This is a genomic window from Bifidobacterium callitrichidarum, from assembly GCF_003129905.1.
GTDB classification, from domain to species: domain Bacteria; phylum Actinomycetota; class Actinomycetes; order Actinomycetales; family Bifidobacteriaceae; genus Bifidobacterium; species Bifidobacterium callitrichidarum.
In genome coordinates this window covers 39,763-56,127 of the sequence record NZ_QFFM01000020.1, presented here as the reverse complement: position 1 = coordinate 56,127, position 16,365 = coordinate 39,763, and the positions used below count along the sequence as shown (strand labels likewise).

Here is a 16,365-nt window from a genome sequence, read left to right as displayed (position 1 = left end):
CCCGGCACCGCCCGCGGCAGGCGGACATCGGTCCCGTCGTCACACCGACGCCGAACGGACAGCGGACCAACAGCACGATGACGCCGAACACGTCACCGGCGAAACCAGCGAACACACGGAGGCCAAGTAATGCGCGCGCGATTCATCCTCTCCGAAACCTGGACCAACCTGCGTCGCAACCTGTCCATGCTGCTCTCGCTGATGCTGGTCACCTTCATCTCCTTCCTGTTCATCGGCGCGTCCGTGCTCACGCAGGCGCAGATCACCAAGGCCAAGGGCGATTGGTATGACAAAGTGGAAGTGGTGGTCTGGCTATGCCCGGACGGCACCAGCCAGTCGGCCAACTGCGCCTCCGGCAAGTCGCCTTCGGCCGCCGAGATCACGGCCCTGCAGAAGACCATCCGCGACGAGCTCAACGACACGGTCTCCAAGATCACGTACGTGAGCAAGCAGGACTTCTACGACAACACCTTCACCAAGCAGTACCCGAACGGCGAGTTCCAGGGCCGCACGCTCACCGCGGACGACATGCAGGATTCGCTGTGGCTCAAGCTCAAGGACCCCACCAAGTACCAGGTGGTGGCCGAAGTGCTCTCCGGCAAGGAGGGCGTCGAGGACGTGACCGACCAGCGGCAGATCTTCGAGCCGGTATTCGCCGTGCTCAACCGCGCCACCGCGGTCACGGCCGTACTCGCAGGCGTGATGGTGTTCGTGGCCATCCTCCTGACCGGTACCACGATCCGCATGTCCGCCGCGTCCAGACGCACCGAAACCGAGATCATGCGATACGTGGGTGCTTCGAACTGGACGATTCGACTGCCGTTCATCCTGGAAGGCGCCATCGCCTCGCTGCTCGGTTCGGTGCTCTCCTGCCTGATGCTGTCGGTGATCGTGCGCGTGTTCATCACCGGTTGGCTGGCCCAGTCGGTCACGTGGATTCCGTACGTGAACCAGATGACGGTGCTCATGATCTCGCCGGGACTGGTGCTCGGCGCGGTGCTGCTATCCATCATCGCCTCCACCATCTCCCTGCGCCGTTACCTGCGCGCGTAATTGTCGCCAGGGGTTTGTCTTTTGGCTCCCCTCTTTGAGGACTGAGCCGTTAAGCGGGAAATCTAGTGGACTTCTCGTAGGCGAAGTGAGCAGCTATGCTGCGAAGGCTCTACGCAGTAGAGCTGGCGGCGAAGCCGACTGAGGGGAGTTCCATATGCCGGCGAGGCTCCCTTCAGTCACCTACGGTGACAGATCCCCTCAGAGAGGGGATCCAAAAACAAGCCTCCGCGCTTCCGCGAGACGCGAATCACACACAAAACCTGCACGATTCTCAGTTTCACGTGTTAAGGTGTGGCTTTAACTGAGACGAAAGGACTTTCTGCCCATGACGAAGGCGAATGTGATCAAGCCCGTACTGGCAACGCTCGTAGCCGCCGCGGCTTGCACCGCCGGACTGGTGTTCGGCCCCGCCCCATCCGCCCAGGCGGATACCTATTCCGACCTCATCAACGCGCAGAACCAGCACGCCGCCTCCGTGCAGCGTGAGGCCGAGCTCAAGCAGCAGCTCGCCGGCGTCAATGAGGAACTGGCCAACAAGATTCTCGAACTGGACGATCTAACCAACAACAAGATCGTTGCCGCACAGGCCAAGGTCACCGCCGCCAACTCCGCCGCCGCCACCGCGCAGGACGAGGCGGACGCGGCCGCCGACCGTCTGGCCGCCGCCCAGAAGGACAAGGAAACGCTCGAGCAGCAGATCGAGCAGACCGGCAAGGATTACGACGACGCGCATGCCGCCGTGGCACAGCTGGCCCGCGAGGAGATGCACGGTTCGGACGCCTCCGACGTGATGAGCGTGGTCACCGGTGCCACGAGCACGCAGGACTTCGTCAACTCCATGCAGTCGCGCGACGCCCTCTCCCGCAACGAGGCCAACGCGGCCTCCTCCGCGGCCACCACGCTGAACACCTCGATGAACCGCAGCGAGCGTCTGGCCGCAATCGAGAAGCAGATCGCCACCCTGAAGACCAAGGCGGACGAGAAGGCCGCCTCCGCGCAGGCCGCTGCCGAGGATGCGCAGGCCAAGCGCGACGCGCTCGACAAGCTGCGTGCCCAGGGCGAGGCGAAGCGCAACGAGCTGTCCGCCCAGGTGGAAAGCCTGAACGACGAATCCGCCAAGCAGGCCGCGCAGACCGTGCTCATCGCCTCCCAGGTGGATTCCTACAACCGTCAGTACCAGAAGGAGCAGGCCGAGGCCGCCAACAAGGTGGATCCGGGCATCCAGGGCACCACCACTGTGCCGTCCAACCCCACGGTGACGCCTTCCACCCCGTCCACGCCGACGGTCACCCCGTCCGTGCCGTCCACCGGCACCGGCGGTCAGGGCACGTCCAACGGCGACTATGGCAACGCCTACGTGGCCGGCCAGTGCACGTGGTGGGCGTACGACCGCCGCAAGCAGATGGGCATCAACACCCCGTCCTACCTTGGCAACGGCGGTGACTGGTGGCGCACGGCCCCGTCCTACGGCCTGCGCGTGGACCATAACCCCGAAGTGGGCGCGGCCCTGTCCTTCCTGCCCGGCCAGGACGGCGCCGACGGCACCTACGGCCATGTGGCCGTGGTGGAGGCCGTGAACGGCGACGGCACCTTCGTCATCTCCGAGATGAACGCCTACGCCGGCCCGTACAACACCAACACCCGCACCCTGACCAACGCTGGCCAGTACTGGTTCGTCCACTGAGTCTCCCTACCCTGGCTCCCCTTGTCAGGGGAGCTGGCGCGAAGCGACTGAGGGGTAGTCCAATCCGTGTGTGACTACCCCTCAGTCAGCATCCGCTGACAGCTCCCCTGACAAGGGGAGCCGAGAGAGATGTTCGCCAAGAGCCTTCCTCCGAAGGCTCTTTTTCATATTCATGCGCGTTCGTGCTACCCTCGAATGTTGCGCAAATCGGTTGTGAATAACCGTTTGGAAACCCCATGAAAGGAGGAGACCATGGCCAAGGAAACCGGCACCAAGCTGATCGTCCAGAACAAGAAGGCCCGGCATGATTACGCCATCGAAGACAAGTACGAGGCGGGACTGGCGCTGACCGGCACCGAGGTCAAGTCCCTCCGCGAGGGACGTGCCTCGCTGGCCGAGGCGTTCGTCTCCATCGACCGTCGCGGTGAGATGTGGCTGGAAGGCGCCAACATCCCCGAATACCTCAACGGTACGTGGAACAATCACGCCCCCAAGCGCAAGCGCAAGCTGCTGCTGCATCGCCAGCAGATCACCAAGCTCGCGCGCGGCATTGAGGCCAAGGGATACACGATTGTGCCGATCAGCCTGTACTTCAAGGACGGTCGTGTCAAGGCCGAGATCGCGCTGGCCCGAGGCAAGAAGGAATTCGACAAGCGTCAGGCTCTGCGCGAGGAGCAGGACAAGCGTGAGGCCCTGCGCGCCATGCGCTACGCCAACATGCGCCACTGATTAACTCGGAATCCGCCTCGTCCGATACTGCCGTCCTGCAATCATGGACGAACTTCGTTCGCGTTCTGTTAGGCTCGACTGTCGTCTCGCACATCGCCTACAAACAGCTCCGCTGTTTGCTTCACGGCAATGTCCCGACAAGGGGAGCCAAGAATAAGGGGCATGTCAATCTTGATTTGACGGAGCCTCTCTATTCCAGCCCGTCCGTGACGCCGGCTCACTCACCGGTATGACAAACCTTGGCTCCCTCTGACGAGGGAGCTGCTGAGCGTAGCGAAGCTGAGGGAGAGAAGAGGAGCGGGCGAAGCCCGCGGAAAGAACAGCATCGCCCGCAGGCCGATTCCGCTTCCCTATGCTTATGTCCACTACGTGAACGTCATCTCGCTATATTAACTACCCCGTAGCATTGCGAACCTACTCTCGCGAATTAGTCGGGAAATATACCCGCCCGATCGACAATAACGGAGAGAGGAAATCCAATGTCTCTAAGCAAGGGAATCAAGTCTGTCGCGGCCGCCACTTTGAGCGCGGCCATGCTCATCGCCGTCGCCGCCTGCGGCACCACCGACGGCTCCACCACCGCCTCCTCGAACGGCGGCGACTCCAAGGATTCGTCCAGCTCGTCCAAGACCGAAGGCTTCGACACCAGCTCCATCAAGAAGGACGACGCCATCGCTGCCCTCCTGCCTGATTCCGTGGCCGGCGACGGCACACTGACCGTCGGCACCGATACCTCCTACGCCCCGGCCGAATTCCTGGCCGAGGACGGCAAGACCCCGGTCGGCTTCGACGTGGATCTCTCCAAGGCCCTGGCCGCCGTGTTTGGCCTCAAGGAGGAGACCGTCTCCTCCACCTTCGACTCCATCATTCCGTCCGTCGGCTCCAAGTACGACATCGGCATCTCCTCCTTCACCGTGACCAAGGAACGCCTTGACGCCGTGGACTTCGTGACCTACTTCAAGGCCGGCTCCACGTGGGTCACCAAGAAGGGCAACCCGGACAACGTGGACACCTCCAACCTGTGCGGCGTGAAGGTGGCCGTACAGACCGGCACCACGCAGGAAGAGGAGGTCAATGCCGCCAACGAGAAGTGCAAGGCCGACGGCAAGGACCCCATCGACATCCAGTCCTCCAAGCTGCAGACCGATGTGACCACCGCAGTGGCCTCCGGCAAGGCCTCCATCTTCTACGCCGACTCCCCAGTGGCCGGCTACGCCATCGAACAGACCGGTGACACGCTCGCCGCCCTCGGCGACGACACCGGCGTGACGCCTGAGGCCGTGGCCATCAAGAAGGGCGACTCCAAGACCGCCGAAGCCGTGCAGAAGGCCATCCAGAAGCTCATGGACGACGGAACGTACAAGAAGATCCTCGACACGTGGGGCGTTTCCTCCGGCGCCATCGACAAGGCCGAAATCAACCCCACCGTGTGATCCTACCTTGGCTCCCCTCTCTGAGGGCCGAGCCGTGAAGCGAACAGTCCGGTGGACTGTTCGTAGGTGAGGTGAGCGGCTGTGCCGCGAAGGCTCCCCTCTCTGGGGGGGAGCTGGCAGCGGAGCTGACTGAGGGGAGTCTGGTCAGACGAAGAGCTCCCCCTCAGTCGTCTACGACGACAGCTCCCCCTAGAGAGGGGAGCCAAGGATGATGTCCTTAACGCGCTCGTAGCATCGCGGGTCTATGGTCCTTACCTGTATATTGGGTGAATTGTCGGAGAACCGAGGTTTTCCCGAATCCGGCGCATCCAAGAGGAAGAAACAAGAGAGGACCATTCCATGTCATTCAAGAACCTGAAAGCAGGTGCCGCGCTGCTGCTGAGCGCCGCCATGCTGCTGTCCACCGCGGCCTGCGGCACCACCGACGAAGCCACCTCCGACAATTCCGGTAACGGCGGCTCCGGCTCCGCCAAGAGCGCCACCATCTCCAGCTACGACGTCAGCTCCGTCAAGAAGGACGACGCCATCGCCGCGCTGCTGCCCGACTCCGTGACCAAGGACGGCAAGCTCACCATCGGCACCAACCCGTCCTACGCCCCGGCCGAGTTCCTGGACTCCGACGGCAAGACCCAGATCGGCTACGACATGGACCTCGCCCGTGCCCTGGGCAACGTCTTCGGCCTCGACACCGAAATCGTCTCCTCCAACTTCGATACCATCATCCCGGCCATCGGCTCCAAGTACGACCTCGGCATCGCGGCGTTCACCATCACCCCCGAGCGTATGAAGTCCGTCGACTTCGTCTCCTACTTCACCGCCGGCATGGCCTACGCGGTCAAGACCGGCAACCCGAACAAGGTCGACGAGAACGACCTGTGCGGCCTCAAGGTGGCCGTGGAGACCGGCACCGTCGAGGAGGAGGCCATCAACAAGACCGCCGAGCAGTGCAAGGCCGACGGCAAGAAGGACATTGAGATCCAGTCCTCCAAGCAGCAGACCGACGCCACCACCGCAGTGGTGACCGGCAAGGCCGATGTGTTCTTCGCCGACTCCCCGGTGGTCGGCTACGCCATCGCCCAGACCGACGGCCAGCTCGAGCAGCTGGGCAAGGACTTCGATTCCGTGCCGAACGCCATCGCCATCAAGAAGGGCGAGACCGGCACCACCGAAGCCGTGCAGAAGGCCATGCAGAAGCTCATGGACGACGGCACCTACGGCAAGATCCTCAAGCACTGGGGCGTCGAGTCCGGTGCCCTGACCAAGGCCGAAGTCAACCCGAACGTCGCCTGACGTATAAGTCCTGGCTCCCCTCGGGGAGGGGAGCCGGAACCAATAGCAGATAACCAAAAGGAAGAATATGGCGAAGAAAGAAATCGACGGCGAGGGACTGGACATCCCCAACCGCATCAAGGCGCTGCCGGTCAAGCGCCCCGGCCCCATCGTGGCCGCCGTGATCGTGGCGCTGCTCGCCGCGATGCTCATCCAGGGCATGATCACCAACCCGAGGCTTGACTGGCCTACTGTCTGGAAGTACCTGTTCAACGAGAACGTGCTCGAAGGCATCCGATACACGCTGGAGCTCACCGTGATCTCCATGGTGGTGGCGATCATCCTCTCGGTCATCCTCGCCATCATGCGCAAATCCATCAACCCGGTGCTGCGTGGCGTGAGCTGGTTCTTCATCTGGTTCTTCCGTGGTACCCCTGTGTACACGCAGCTCATCTTCTGGGGCCTGTTCTCCGTGCTCATCCCGAAGCTGAGCCTGGGCATCCCGTTCACCTCCGTGGAGTTCTGGAGCATCGACTCTTCCGTGGTGGTCACCGCCTTCAACGCAGCATGGATCGGCCTGGCCCTGAACGAGGCCGCATACCTGTCCGAGATTGTGCGCGCCGGCCTTGAGGCCGTGGATCCGGGCCAGACCGAGGCCGCCCAGGCGCTCGGCATGGGCCGCACGCTCATCATGCGCCGCATCATCCTGCCGCAGGCCATGCGCATCATCATCCCGCCCACCGGCAACGAGACCATCGGCATGCTCAAGACCACGTCCCTGGTCACGGCCGTGCCGTTCACCCTCGAACTGCAGTTCGCCACGAACGCCATCGCCAACCGCATCTACAAGCCGATTCCGCTGCTGCTGGTGGCCTGCTTCTGGTACCTGCTCATCACCTCCATCCTCATGGTGATCCAGTCCCGTCTGGAGAAGCACTTCGGCAAGGGCTTCGACGCCCGCGCCATGGGCACCCGTGGCAAGCAGCCGCCGCTGCCCGGCAAGACCGAGGGCGAACCCAAGGACGACGTGAACAAGCTCAACGAGGCCGCATTCACCGGCATGACCGCGTGAGTGGGGGAGAGGCGAACAATTATGACTGATATCACCAATGCCGCCGCTTCCGCCGGCACCGCTACCGGCGTTGTGCCGGCCATCAAGGCCACACAGGTACACAAGGCCTTCGGTTCCCTGCACGTCCTGAAGGGCGTGGACCTGACCGTCATGCCCGGCACCGTGACCGTGATCCTGGGCCCCTCCGGCTCCGGCAAATCCACGTTCCTGCGCCTGATCAACCAGCTGGAGACGCTGACCGGCGGCTCCATCGAGGTGGACGGTGAGCTCATCGGCTTCAAGCACGTCACCAAGAACGGCCAGGACGTCCTGCAGACCTTGGACGACAAGGAGATCGCCGCCCAACGTTCCCGCCTGGGCATGGTGTTCCAGCGTTTCAACCTGTTCCCGCACATGACCGCGCTGGAGAACGTGATGGAGGCGCCGGTGCACGTCAAGCACGTCGCCAAGAAGGAGGCGCATGAGCTGGCCGTGGCCGAACTGGAGCGCGTGGGCCTTGGTGACCGACTCGACTACTACCCCTCGCAGCTCTCCGGCGGTCAGCAGCAGCGCGTGGCCATCGCCCGCGCCCTCGCCATGAAGCCCGAGATTATGCTCTTCGACGAGCCCACTTCCGCGCTCGACCCCGAGCTCGTGGGCGAAGTGCTCAACGTCATGCGCTCCCTCGCCAAGGAGGGCATGACCATGGTGTGCGTGACCCACGAGATCGGTTTCGCCCGTGAAGTCGCCGATCAGGTGGTCTTCATGGACGGCGGCGTGGTCGTGGAGAAGGGCGGCCCCGACATCATCGACCACCCCACCGAGCCGAGGTTCAAGGACTTCCTCCAGCACGTGCTGTAGTCCGATTTCGTCCGGTGCCCGCGACGGGGAGCCGGCATCCGCTTAGCGCCACGCTCCGGGCCGCTCAGGCCGAGTCCTTACGGTCGTACAGCGGATGCCGGCTCCCCGTCGCTCGTTGCGCGAGATGTGTCACGTTTCGTGGTGGGCCGGTAATGCAAAACATCCGTGCCGGCTTGACGAGCCGGTTCGCCTCAGACATATACGTCCGGTAGGCTGGTGAACCATGTGTGGAATCGTTGGATATGCAGGAAATGTTGACACCGCGTGCGGCAAGCCTCTTGAGGTCTGCCTGCAGGGCCTGGAGCGCCTGGAATACCGCGGCTATGACTCGGCCGGCGTGGCGCTGACCGCCCCCGGCATGGACAAGGTGGCCGTGCGCAAGAAGGCCGGACGCCTCAAGAACCTCGTGGAGAGCATCGAACGCAATCCGATGCCTGACGCCACCGTGGGCATCGGTCACACGCGCTGGGCCACCAACGGCGAGCCGAGCGATGTGAACGCCCACCCGCACACCAGCATGGACGGCAAGGTGGCCATCATTCACAACGGCATCATCGAGAACGCATCCCAGCTGCGGCTCGACCTGCAGGCCGAAGGCTACCGCTTCGCCTCCGCCACGGACACCGAAGTGGCCGCCAAGCTGCTCGGCAAGATCGTGGATAAGGTCATCGAGGAGAAGGGCCACCCCGACCTGTTCGAGGCCGTGCGTCGCATGGCCCGCATGCTGGCCGGCGCGTTCACCATCCTCGCCACCGACTGCCGCCAGCCGGACATCGTGGTGGGCGCCCGCCACGACTCCCCGCTTGTGGTGGGTCTGGGTGACGGCGAGAACTTCCTCGGCTCCGACGTGGCCGCGTTCGTGGCATACACCAAGCGCGCGATGGAAGTGGACCAGGATCAGGCCGTATGCGTCTCCGCCGATTCCGTGGTCGTCACCGATTTCGACGGCAACGTGATACCCGACCCCAAGACCTACACCGTGGACTGGGACGCCTCCGCCGCCGAAAAGGGCGGCTGGGACTCCTTCATGGACAAGGAGATCCACGAGGATCCGGCCGCCGTGCAGCGCACGCTTCTGGGACGCTTCGACGCCAAGGGCGACATCACGCTCGACGAGGTGCGCATCGACGAGCACGACTTCAAGGCCATCGACAAGATCATCGTGGTGGCCTGCGGCACCGCAAGCTACGCCGGCCAGGTGGCCAAATACGCCATCGAGCACTGGGTGCGTATCCCGGTGGAGGTCGAGCTGGCGCACGAATTCCGTTACCGTGACCCGATTCTGACCCCGCGCACGCTCGTGGTGGCCATCTCCCAGTCCGGCGAGACCATGGATACGCTCATGGCCCTGCGCCACGCGCGCGAACAGGGCTCCAAGGTGCTTGCCATCTGCAACACGCAGGGCGCCTCCATCCCGCGCGAATCGGACGCCGTGTTGTACACGCACGCCGGTCCCGAGGTGGCCGTGGCCTCCACCAAGGCGTTCGTGGCGCAGATCACCGCCGCTTACCTGCTCGGCCTGTACCTCGCGCAGGTCAAGGGCGCCATGTTCCGTGACGAGATCCATCAGGTGCTCGACTCCCTGAAGGACATGCCGCGCAAGATCCAGTGGGTGCTCGATACCCAGCCCAAGGCCATCCAGGCCGCGGCCGAGCGTATGGTCAACGCCAATTCCTTCCTGTTCCTCGGACGCCACGTGGGCTACCCGGTGGCGCTGGAGGGCGCGTTGAAGCTCAAGGAGATCGCGTATACCTTTACCGAGGGCTTTGCGGCCGGCGAGCTCAAGCACGGTCCGATCGCGCTGGTGGACGAAGGCGAGCCGGTGGTGTTCATCGTGCCGCCGGAACGAGGCCGCAACGTGTTGCACGCCAAGGTGATTTCCGGCATCGAGGAGGTCAAGGCCCGCGGCGCGTACATCATCGCCGTGGCCGAGCAGGGCGATCCGGACGTGGAACGGTACGCGGACGTGGTGTTCTGGCGCCCGCAGTGCCCCACGCTGATGAGCCCGCTCGTGGACGTGGTGCCGCTGCAACTGTTCGCCATGGACATGGCCAAGCTCAAGGGCTATGACGTGGACAAGCCGCGCAACCTCGCCAAGTCCGTCACCGTGGAGTGACCGGTCCTTTATTCGTATTTGGTATTTGACCGCCGACGGGGCGGGATGGATGATGCCAGACACACTCAAGGCCGTTCGGCCGAGCCTACGGTCCGGCACCACCCATCCCGCCCCGTCGTCTCCGTGTTGCGGAATTTGGCACCGAAAGAAAACAAGGGGTCCGGGGAGATCGTGCATGGAGAATATGGTTCGTGCCGTACGGCAGCCGGGAAAAAGGAAGGGAAGATGAGGCCCCACCGCTACGTAATCGACGAGCCCGAGATTCCGTTTGACCTCGAGGTGCTCTATGAGGACGAACGAATCATCGTGGTGGACAAACCGCACTTCCTGCCCACCATGCCGCGCGGCATGTGGTACCGCTCCACGGCGCTCATGCGGCTGCGCGAACGACTCGGCGAACCGGACATCACCCCGGCCCACCGACTTGACCGGTTGACGGCCGGCGTACTGGTTTTCGTACGCGACAAATCGTGCCGTGGCGCGTACCAGACGCTGTTCCAGGAGAAACGCGCGGTCAAGGTCTACGAATGCCTGGCACCCTGCCGGCCGATCACGCGCCCGCGGTACGGCACTATCGAACGGCTCGAATCGCCGAGGCCCTTCCCGTTGCTGCGGCGTTCGCACATCACCAAGGTGCGTGGCGTAATGACCGCCTATGAGGAGCCCGGTGTGGTGAACGCCGAAACAGTCATCGAACGAGGCGAGTTGGTGTTGCCGGCAGAATCTCTGTCCCGTCGTTCCGGTGCCTATCCGTATGCCGGTCATGTCGGTGCGGTGCCGGGTGATACGTCGATTCCTGCCGCCGGGATGCGGCGTGAAATGCAGGACGGCATATCGGTCACTGCCGGTATGCCCCGCTTCGGTGGGCTGCCGCCGGCAGGATCCCCGCCTCGTCGGCACATGACCTACTCGCATGCCGACGGGATGCCGGGCGATGCGTCGATTCCCGTCGCCATCGAGTCCCGTTCTCACTGTCCATCGCAGAAACCGGCCGGAATCGAGGTATTCCGTGCCGATGAGGCCGCATCGGCCCTAACCTGCCGGTACACCCTGCACCCGCGCACGGGCAAGACGCACCAGCTGCGTGTCCATATGAACTCGCTGGGACTGCCGATTGTGGGCGACGACTTCTACCCGAGCATCGAAACCCGCCCCTACGACGATTTTTCCCAACCCCTCGAACTGGTGGCACGCACATTGCGTTTCACCGACCCCATCACCGGCGAGCCACGCGAATTCACCTCGCGTATAGCCCTGTAGGCGTCATGAGCCATTGGCCGATGAGGGTTCACCATTCCGAAATCCACTCGTCCACGGCACGAAAGGTAAGTCCGCGACGATACCATGTTGCGTTTTGTGCCGTTTGATGGCGTCCAAACGGGACGAAACGCAAGTAGGCCACGTCGCTGACTTGCGTTTCGCCCCATTCAGCTGGAAAGTCCGCCTTGACAATCTTTTGACATCGTCGTTCCCGTTAGGTCACACTGTTGAATACGCCGATGATGCTGATGATGGGGGGATTCATCAGCATCATCGTGTCCATGCGGCAATGGGGCGTCATGGGGTGTGGGGAGCGGGTATGGGGCCAGTATCAGGCAATGCGGCGGCCGGTAAGGGATTCAACAGCCACAAGGCGCAGCTGTGCATCACCAAAGTTGATGCAGCAGCGCGTAAAAGAATGAATCGACGGATACGTCGTGGAGAGATGGTCAGTCCGTATCGCGGCGTGTATGCCGAAGCGGAGTACTGGCGTGCGTTGAATCCCAAACAGCGTGTTCTGCATATCCTGGAAGCGCTGTCCCGCCGTCATCCCCAGTGGGTGTACGCCGGACTCAGCGCGGCTGCTGCAATGAACTTGGAATATTCGTGGTCGCTGCTTCGGGACGAGTCCATTTATGTTGCGTCCAGCCCGGAGAATCAGAGCCATAGGCGCTCCCAAACAGTCCCGATTTTCGTGGCTTCGGAGGAAAACTGCGTTGTTCGTTACCTTTTGGGTGAGTCAATGGTGGCGGTTCGTACTACAACACCCGCCAGAACGCTTGTTGATTGCGCGCTGCGGTATCCGTTCCGGCTGGTGCTGGGCATGTTCGATTCGGCGTTTCGTATGAAACTCACCGATGCGGATAGTGTGGTCGACGAATGCGACCGTATTCGCGCCGATTGCGGGTCTGTGTTTCGGCTGCTTCGCTACACGGATGCGCGCAGTGAGAACGGTGGTGAATCGTTGTGCCGCGCGACGCTGATTGACGCGGGATTCGCCGTTCCTGAGCTGCAGCGTGAGTTTGTCGATCCGGAGAACAGCTGGAATGTGCGGCGCGTCGACTTCGTCTGGCATACGGCAGATGGACGCACCATCGTGTTGGAATACGATGGCATGCGTAAGTATGTTGATCCGGTCATGACGAAGCGCCGTGACATTCAGCAGGTGGTGAGCGCCGAGAAGTCCCGTGACGATATGCTGCTCCGGGCGGGCGTCTCGGCGGTGGTCCACGCCACATACGACGACGTGGTGACGCACGGTTCACTGTGGTCGAAGTTAATCAGGGCCGGCGTGCCCCGGACCGATGCGATTCCGTTCTATGAACTGAAGTAATACGGGGAATGGGGTCGATATCGTCCTCATCTTGGGACCCTGGATGTGACGGAGCCCGTTGATGGGACGAAATGTAAGGCAGCGACGATACTATGTTGCGTTTCGTGCCGTTTGATGGCATCCAAATGGGACGAAACGCAAGTAGGCTTCGTCGCTGACTTGCGTTTCGTGACATTGACATGTCGAATTCGACGGATGACCGATTGATGGACTAACTGGATGGGGTGGGGGCGCAGACGTCGGCTGGCCGTCGGATTCATGGAGTCGTACGCCCGAGAGGCATGTTCAGCTGATGTCGCGCACGGAGCCGCGTTCGACCAGTTCGGTGGGGATCACGGTCTTGACGCCCACCGGCACGCGGTCGCCCTCGCATTGGCGGCGGACCATGGAGAAGGCGGTGGCACCGATGTCGCCGAACCGCATGCGCATCGTGGTCAGGTTCAGGCGGGGGACCATGTCCACGAGCGAATCGTCCACGCCCACCACACTTACGTCCTCGGGCACGCGCTTGCCGGCCGACTGCAGGCCTAGGATCGCGCCGTATGCCATCTGGTCGTTGGCCGCGTAGATGGCCGTGCAGTTCGGGTCATGCGCCAACGCCACGCCGGCCTGATAGCCGGAGTCGGCGCACCAGTCGCCGATGTACATGCTTGGCACCGGTGCGCCCATCTGCTCCAAAGCCTCGCGCCAGCCGCGGGCACGGCTTTCGGCGGCGCGCGAGGTGGCGGGGCCGGCGATGTGGTAGACGGTTTTATGGCCCTTGCTCATGAGATAGTCCACGATGGCGGTGGAGCATCCGTACTGGTCGGCGTCCACGGTGGGGCAATGATCGGCGGCGCCCTCGCAGATGAGCACGACCGGCAGTTCCTTGGGTGGCTTATATCCCACGAAGTCGGAGATGCGTTCCTCCAGCACCACGATCACGCCGTCCACCGGCTGGCGCTGCATACGTTCGACGGCGGAGGCCAGCGTGCGTTCGGCGCCGTGGCGCATGGTCTGGATGGTCACGGAGTAGTCGTCCTCGGCAGCGCTGGAGATGATGGAATCGAGGATGCGCGAGTTGCCGAAGCTGGCGGTGTTGAACATCACCACGCCGATGTCCTGGAAACGGCCGCGTTTGAGGGCGCGCGCCGCGTAGTTGGGCCGGTAGCCGAGCTTCTGCATGGCGGCTTCGACCTTCTGGCGTGTCTCGGGTTTGACGGCGTCGCTGCCGTTGGCCACGCGGGACACGGTCTGGGGGGAGACTCCGGCTTCCTTGGCCACATCCTGCATCGACACCTGTGCTGGCCTGGACATCGTGAACGCCTCCGATTGCCTGGAAATACAACAATTCGATAACAACGACTGTCATTGTACGTTTGACACGGTAACGATAACATCATTGTTTTCGTGACCATTGTAGCAGAAGCGCTTAAAACACTGCATTATTGGCGAGTGGACAATGTTTGGAATCGTGTTATGATGATAACGCAAACATTTTAGTCAGCCTTCGAAGGAGAGGGGTTGGAAATGTCTTCAACCGAGGTCGCCGCAGGATCCGTGGGAGCGGATCAGGTGCGCGTCAATAAGCATAAGGCGGATTGGCGTGGTTGGAAGTTCATGTGGCCTTTTGCGGTGGTGTTCGTGTTCGTGTTCATCATCCCGATCGTGTACGCCATCTACATCAGTTTCTTCAAGAAGCAGATGATCGGCGGCACGAAGTTCGTGGGGCTTGAGAATTACGCGCGTCTGTTGCAGGATGCGCAGTTCTGGAGCTCGGTGGGTCGTGTGGCCTTGTTCACGGTGGTGCAGGTGCCGATCATGCTGTTCCTCGCGGCCGCGATGGCTTTGGCGATCGATTCGATGAAGCTGCATGGCACGAAGTTCTTCCGCATCTCCACGTTCCTGCCCTACGCGGTGCCGGCCGTGGTGTCCACGTTGATCTGGGGCTTCGTGTACGGCGCGAAGTACGGCCTGGTGGGCAGCTTCAATGATTTCTTCGGCACGAACATCGACGTGTTGAAGCCTTCGGTGCTGCTGGCGGCTATCGGCAACATCAACACGTGGGAGTTCACGGGCTATAACATGCTGATCTTCTACTCCAGTCTGTCCACGATCCCGCACTCGCTGTACGAAGCCGCTTCCATCGACGGTGCGAGTGAGTGGCAGATCGTGAAGTCCATCAAGTTGCCGGAGCTCAGGGGTTCCCTGGCGATCACGGTGATCTTCTCGATCATCGGTTCGTTCCAGCTGTTCAACGAGCCGAGCATTTTGCAGAACATGGTCCCCGGCAATGCGATCACGACGTATTACACGCCGAACATGTATGCCTACAACCTGTCGTTCTCCGGCAACCAGTCCAACTACGCGGCCGCCCTGGCGATCGTGATGGCCGTGATCACGATGGCCATCGCATATGCGGTGCAGTTGAACAGCATGAAGGAGCAGATGAAGTGATGTCCGTTCGTGTTGTGGATTCGATGGCAAGCGTGGTTGTGGTTGTGAAGGAGCGTGCGTGATGAGTGCAGCAGCGGGTGCCCGTCTGACTGATGCTGAGTTGAGGGCCCAGGAGAGGGCCGCGAGGAAGGCCGAGAGGGAGCGTCAGAAGCGTATCGCGCGTGATGAGGCGGCGGAGCGCAGGAGGAGCGCGAAGGCCGGTTTCGCGAACGTGAACAATCCGAGGCGTTCGACGCTGATGACGGTGTTGTGCGCGATCTTCGCGGTGTACTGCCTGTTCCCGTTCGTGTACCTGGCGATCAACGCCACCAAGACCCAGGCCGACTTCACCTCCACCTTCGGTCTCGGTTTCGGCAAGAGCTTCGCCCTGTGGGACAACATCGTGACGGTGTTCACCTACCAGGATGGCATCTTCGGCCGCTGGCTGGTCAACACGCTCCTGTACGTGGTCGTGGGCGCCGGCGGTGCCACATTGCTGGCGATCATGGGCGGCTATGCGTTGGCGAAGTTCCGTTTCCCGGGCCGTAAGGCCGTGTTCGCCGTGATCATCGGTTCGATTTCGGTGCCGGGCATCGCCCTGGCGGTGCCGCAGTTCCTCCTGTTCGCCAAGCTGAGCCTGACGAACACGCCGTGGGCCATGATCATCCCGTCGCTGATCAGCCCGTTTGGTTTGTACCTGATGTGGATCTTCAGCGAGCAGGCGGTGCCCACCGAGTTGTTGGAGGCGGCGCGTGTGGACGGCGCGAGCGAGTTCCGCACGTTCTGGACGATCAGCCTGCCCCTGCTGGCGCCGGGTATTGTGACGACGGCTTTGTTCACGATTGTGGCGACGTGGAACAACTATTTCCTGCCGTTGATCATGTTGAAGGACGCGGACTGGTATCCGTTGACGATCGGTCTGAACCAGTGGAAGGATCAGGCGTCTACTGCTGGTGGTCAGGCGATTCAGAACCTGGTGATCACGGGTTCGCTGATCACGATCATCCCGTTGGTGATCGCGTTCCTGTGCCTGCAGAAGTACTGGCAGTCCGGTTTGGCTGCCGGCGCGGTTAAGGAGTAGGTGGAATCGGCCTGGCGGCCGATGCTGTGTTTCCCGCAGGCTTGCGCCTGCTCTGCTTCTCTCCCCCACCCGCTTCGCGG

General features: G+C 62.3%; 13 protein-coding genes. 12 read left to right on the top strand and 1 reads right to left on the bottom strand.

Annotated elements, in window-relative coordinates; genetic code table 11:
• Positions 1-129 precede the first annotated feature (129 nt).
• From ftsX to DF196_RS09570, 10 genes are all read left to right on the top strand, one after another.
• On the top strand, positions 130-1,053 hold the full coding sequence (gene ftsX, locus DF196_RS09625; RefSeq protein ID WP_109057615.1) for a permease-like cell division protein FtsX: 924 nt from the start codon (positions 130-132) through the stop codon (positions 1,051-1,053).
• Positions 1,054-1,378: 325 nt separating this feature from the next.
• Positions 1,379-2,737, top strand: a complete 1,359-nt coding sequence (locus tag DF196_RS09620; protein WP_109057614.1) for a CHAP domain-containing protein — start codon at positions 1,379-1,381, stop codon at positions 2,735-2,737.
• Positions 2,738-2,989: 252 nt separating this feature from the next.
• Entirely contained in the window at positions 2,990-3,466 is a 477-nt protein-coding gene (gene smpB, locus DF196_RS09615; RefSeq protein WP_109057613.1) for an SsrA-binding protein SmpB, read from the top strand.
• 479 nt (positions 3,467-3,945) lie between these two features.
• Entirely contained in the window at positions 3,946-4,899 is a 954-nt protein-coding gene (locus DF196_RS09610) for an ABC transporter substrate-binding protein (protein WP_109057612.1), read from the top strand.
• Positions 4,900-5,238: 339 nt separating this feature from the next.
• Complete coding sequence (locus DF196_RS09605; protein ID WP_109057611.1) at positions 5,239-6,189, top strand: ABC transporter substrate-binding protein; 951 nt, start codon at positions 5,239-5,241, stop codon at positions 6,187-6,189.
• A 67-nt stretch (positions 6,190-6,256) separates the two neighbouring features.
• Positions 6,257-7,240: an amino acid ABC transporter permease gene (locus tag DF196_RS09600; protein WP_109057610.1), complete on the top strand. Its 984-nt coding sequence runs from the start codon at positions 6,257-6,259 to the stop codon at positions 7,238-7,240.
• Between the two features lie 21 nt (positions 7,241-7,261).
• Complete coding sequence (locus tag DF196_RS09595) at positions 7,262-8,080, top strand: amino acid ABC transporter ATP-binding protein (RefSeq protein WP_109057609.1); 819 nt, start codon at positions 7,262-7,264, stop codon at positions 8,078-8,080.
• Positions 8,081-8,303: 223 nt separating this feature from the next.
• Positions 8,304-10,196, top strand: a complete 1,893-nt coding sequence (gene glmS / locus DF196_RS09590) for a glutamine--fructose-6-phosphate transaminase (isomerizing) (protein ID WP_109057608.1) — start codon at positions 8,304-8,306, stop codon at positions 10,194-10,196.
• 225 nt (positions 10,197-10,421) lie between these two features.
• The gene (locus DF196_RS14120) at positions 10,422-11,456 is read left to right on the top strand and encodes a pseudouridine synthase (protein WP_338323325.1); all 1,035 of its coding nucleotides are present in this window, start codon (positions 10,422-10,424) and stop codon (positions 11,454-11,456) included.
• 106 nt (positions 11,457-11,562) lie between these two features.
• Positions 11,563-12,789: a CTP synthase gene (locus DF196_RS09570; protein ID WP_241519678.1), complete on the top strand. Its 1,227-nt coding sequence runs from the start codon at positions 11,563-11,565 to the stop codon at positions 12,787-12,789.
• Positions 12,790-13,074: 285 nt separating this feature from the next.
• On the opposite strand, the gene DF196_RS09565 is transcribed toward DF196_RS09570, so the two are convergent.
• Positions 13,075-14,061, bottom strand: coding sequence for a LacI family DNA-binding transcriptional regulator (locus DF196_RS09565; RefSeq protein WP_170115042.1), 987 nt, complete (start codon positions 14,059-14,061; stop codon positions 13,075-13,077).
• A gap of 237 nt (positions 14,062-14,298) precedes the next feature.
• On the opposite strand from DF196_RS09565, the gene DF196_RS09560 reads away from it, so the two are divergent.
• Together DF196_RS09560 and DF196_RS09555 are read left to right on the top strand one after the other, a co-directional pair.
• Entirely contained in the window at positions 14,299-15,225 is a 927-nt protein-coding gene (locus DF196_RS09560) for a carbohydrate ABC transporter permease (protein WP_170115040.1), read from the top strand.
• 61 nt (positions 15,226-15,286) lie between these two features.
• Positions 15,287-16,285, top strand: coding sequence for a carbohydrate ABC transporter permease (locus DF196_RS09555; RefSeq protein ID WP_170115039.1), 999 nt, complete (start codon positions 15,287-15,289; stop codon positions 16,283-16,285).
• Positions 16,286-16,365 lie beyond the last annotated feature (80 nt).

Bases quoted from the DNA above. Each gene is read 5' to 3' on its own strand.
- ftsX (WP_109057615.1), top strand. From the start codon at position 130: ATGCGCGCGCGATTCATCCTCTCCGAAACCTGGACCAACCTGCGTCGC.
- DF196_RS09620 (WP_109057614.1), top strand. From the start codon at position 1,379: ATGACGAAGGCGAATGTGATCAAGCCCGTACTGGCAACGCTCGTAGCC.
- smpB (WP_109057613.1), top strand. From the start codon at position 2,990: ATGGCCAAGGAAACCGGCACCAAGCTGATCGTCCAGAACAAGAAGGCC.
- DF196_RS09610 (WP_109057612.1), top strand. From the start codon at position 3,946: ATGTCTCTAAGCAAGGGAATCAAGTCTGTCGCGGCCGCCACTTTGAGC.
- DF196_RS09605 (WP_109057611.1), top strand. From the start codon at position 5,239: ATGTCATTCAAGAACCTGAAAGCAGGTGCCGCGCTGCTGCTGAGCGCC.
- DF196_RS09600 (WP_109057610.1), top strand. From the start codon at position 6,257: ATGGCGAAGAAAGAAATCGACGGCGAGGGACTGGACATCCCCAACCGC.
- DF196_RS09595 (WP_109057609.1), top strand. From the start codon at position 7,262: ATGACTGATATCACCAATGCCGCCGCTTCCGCCGGCACCGCTACCGGC.
- glmS (WP_109057608.1), top strand. From the start codon at position 8,304: ATGTGTGGAATCGTTGGATATGCAGGAAATGTTGACACCGCGTGCGGC.
- DF196_RS14120 (WP_338323325.1), top strand. From the start codon at position 10,422: ATGAGGCCCCACCGCTACGTAATCGACGAGCCCGAGATTCCGTTTGAC.
- DF196_RS09570 (WP_241519678.1), top strand. From the start codon at position 11,563: ATGGCGTCCAAACGGGACGAAACGCAAGTAGGCCACGTCGCTGACTTG.
- DF196_RS09565 (WP_170115042.1), bottom strand. From the start codon at position 14,061: ATGCAGGATGTGGCCAAGGAAGCCGGAGTCTCCCCCCAGACCGTGTCC.
- DF196_RS09560 (WP_170115040.1), top strand. From the start codon at position 14,299: ATGTCTTCAACCGAGGTCGCCGCAGGATCCGTGGGAGCGGATCAGGTG.
- DF196_RS09555 (WP_170115039.1), top strand. From the start codon at position 15,287: ATGAGTGCAGCAGCGGGTGCCCGTCTGACTGATGCTGAGTTGAGGGCC.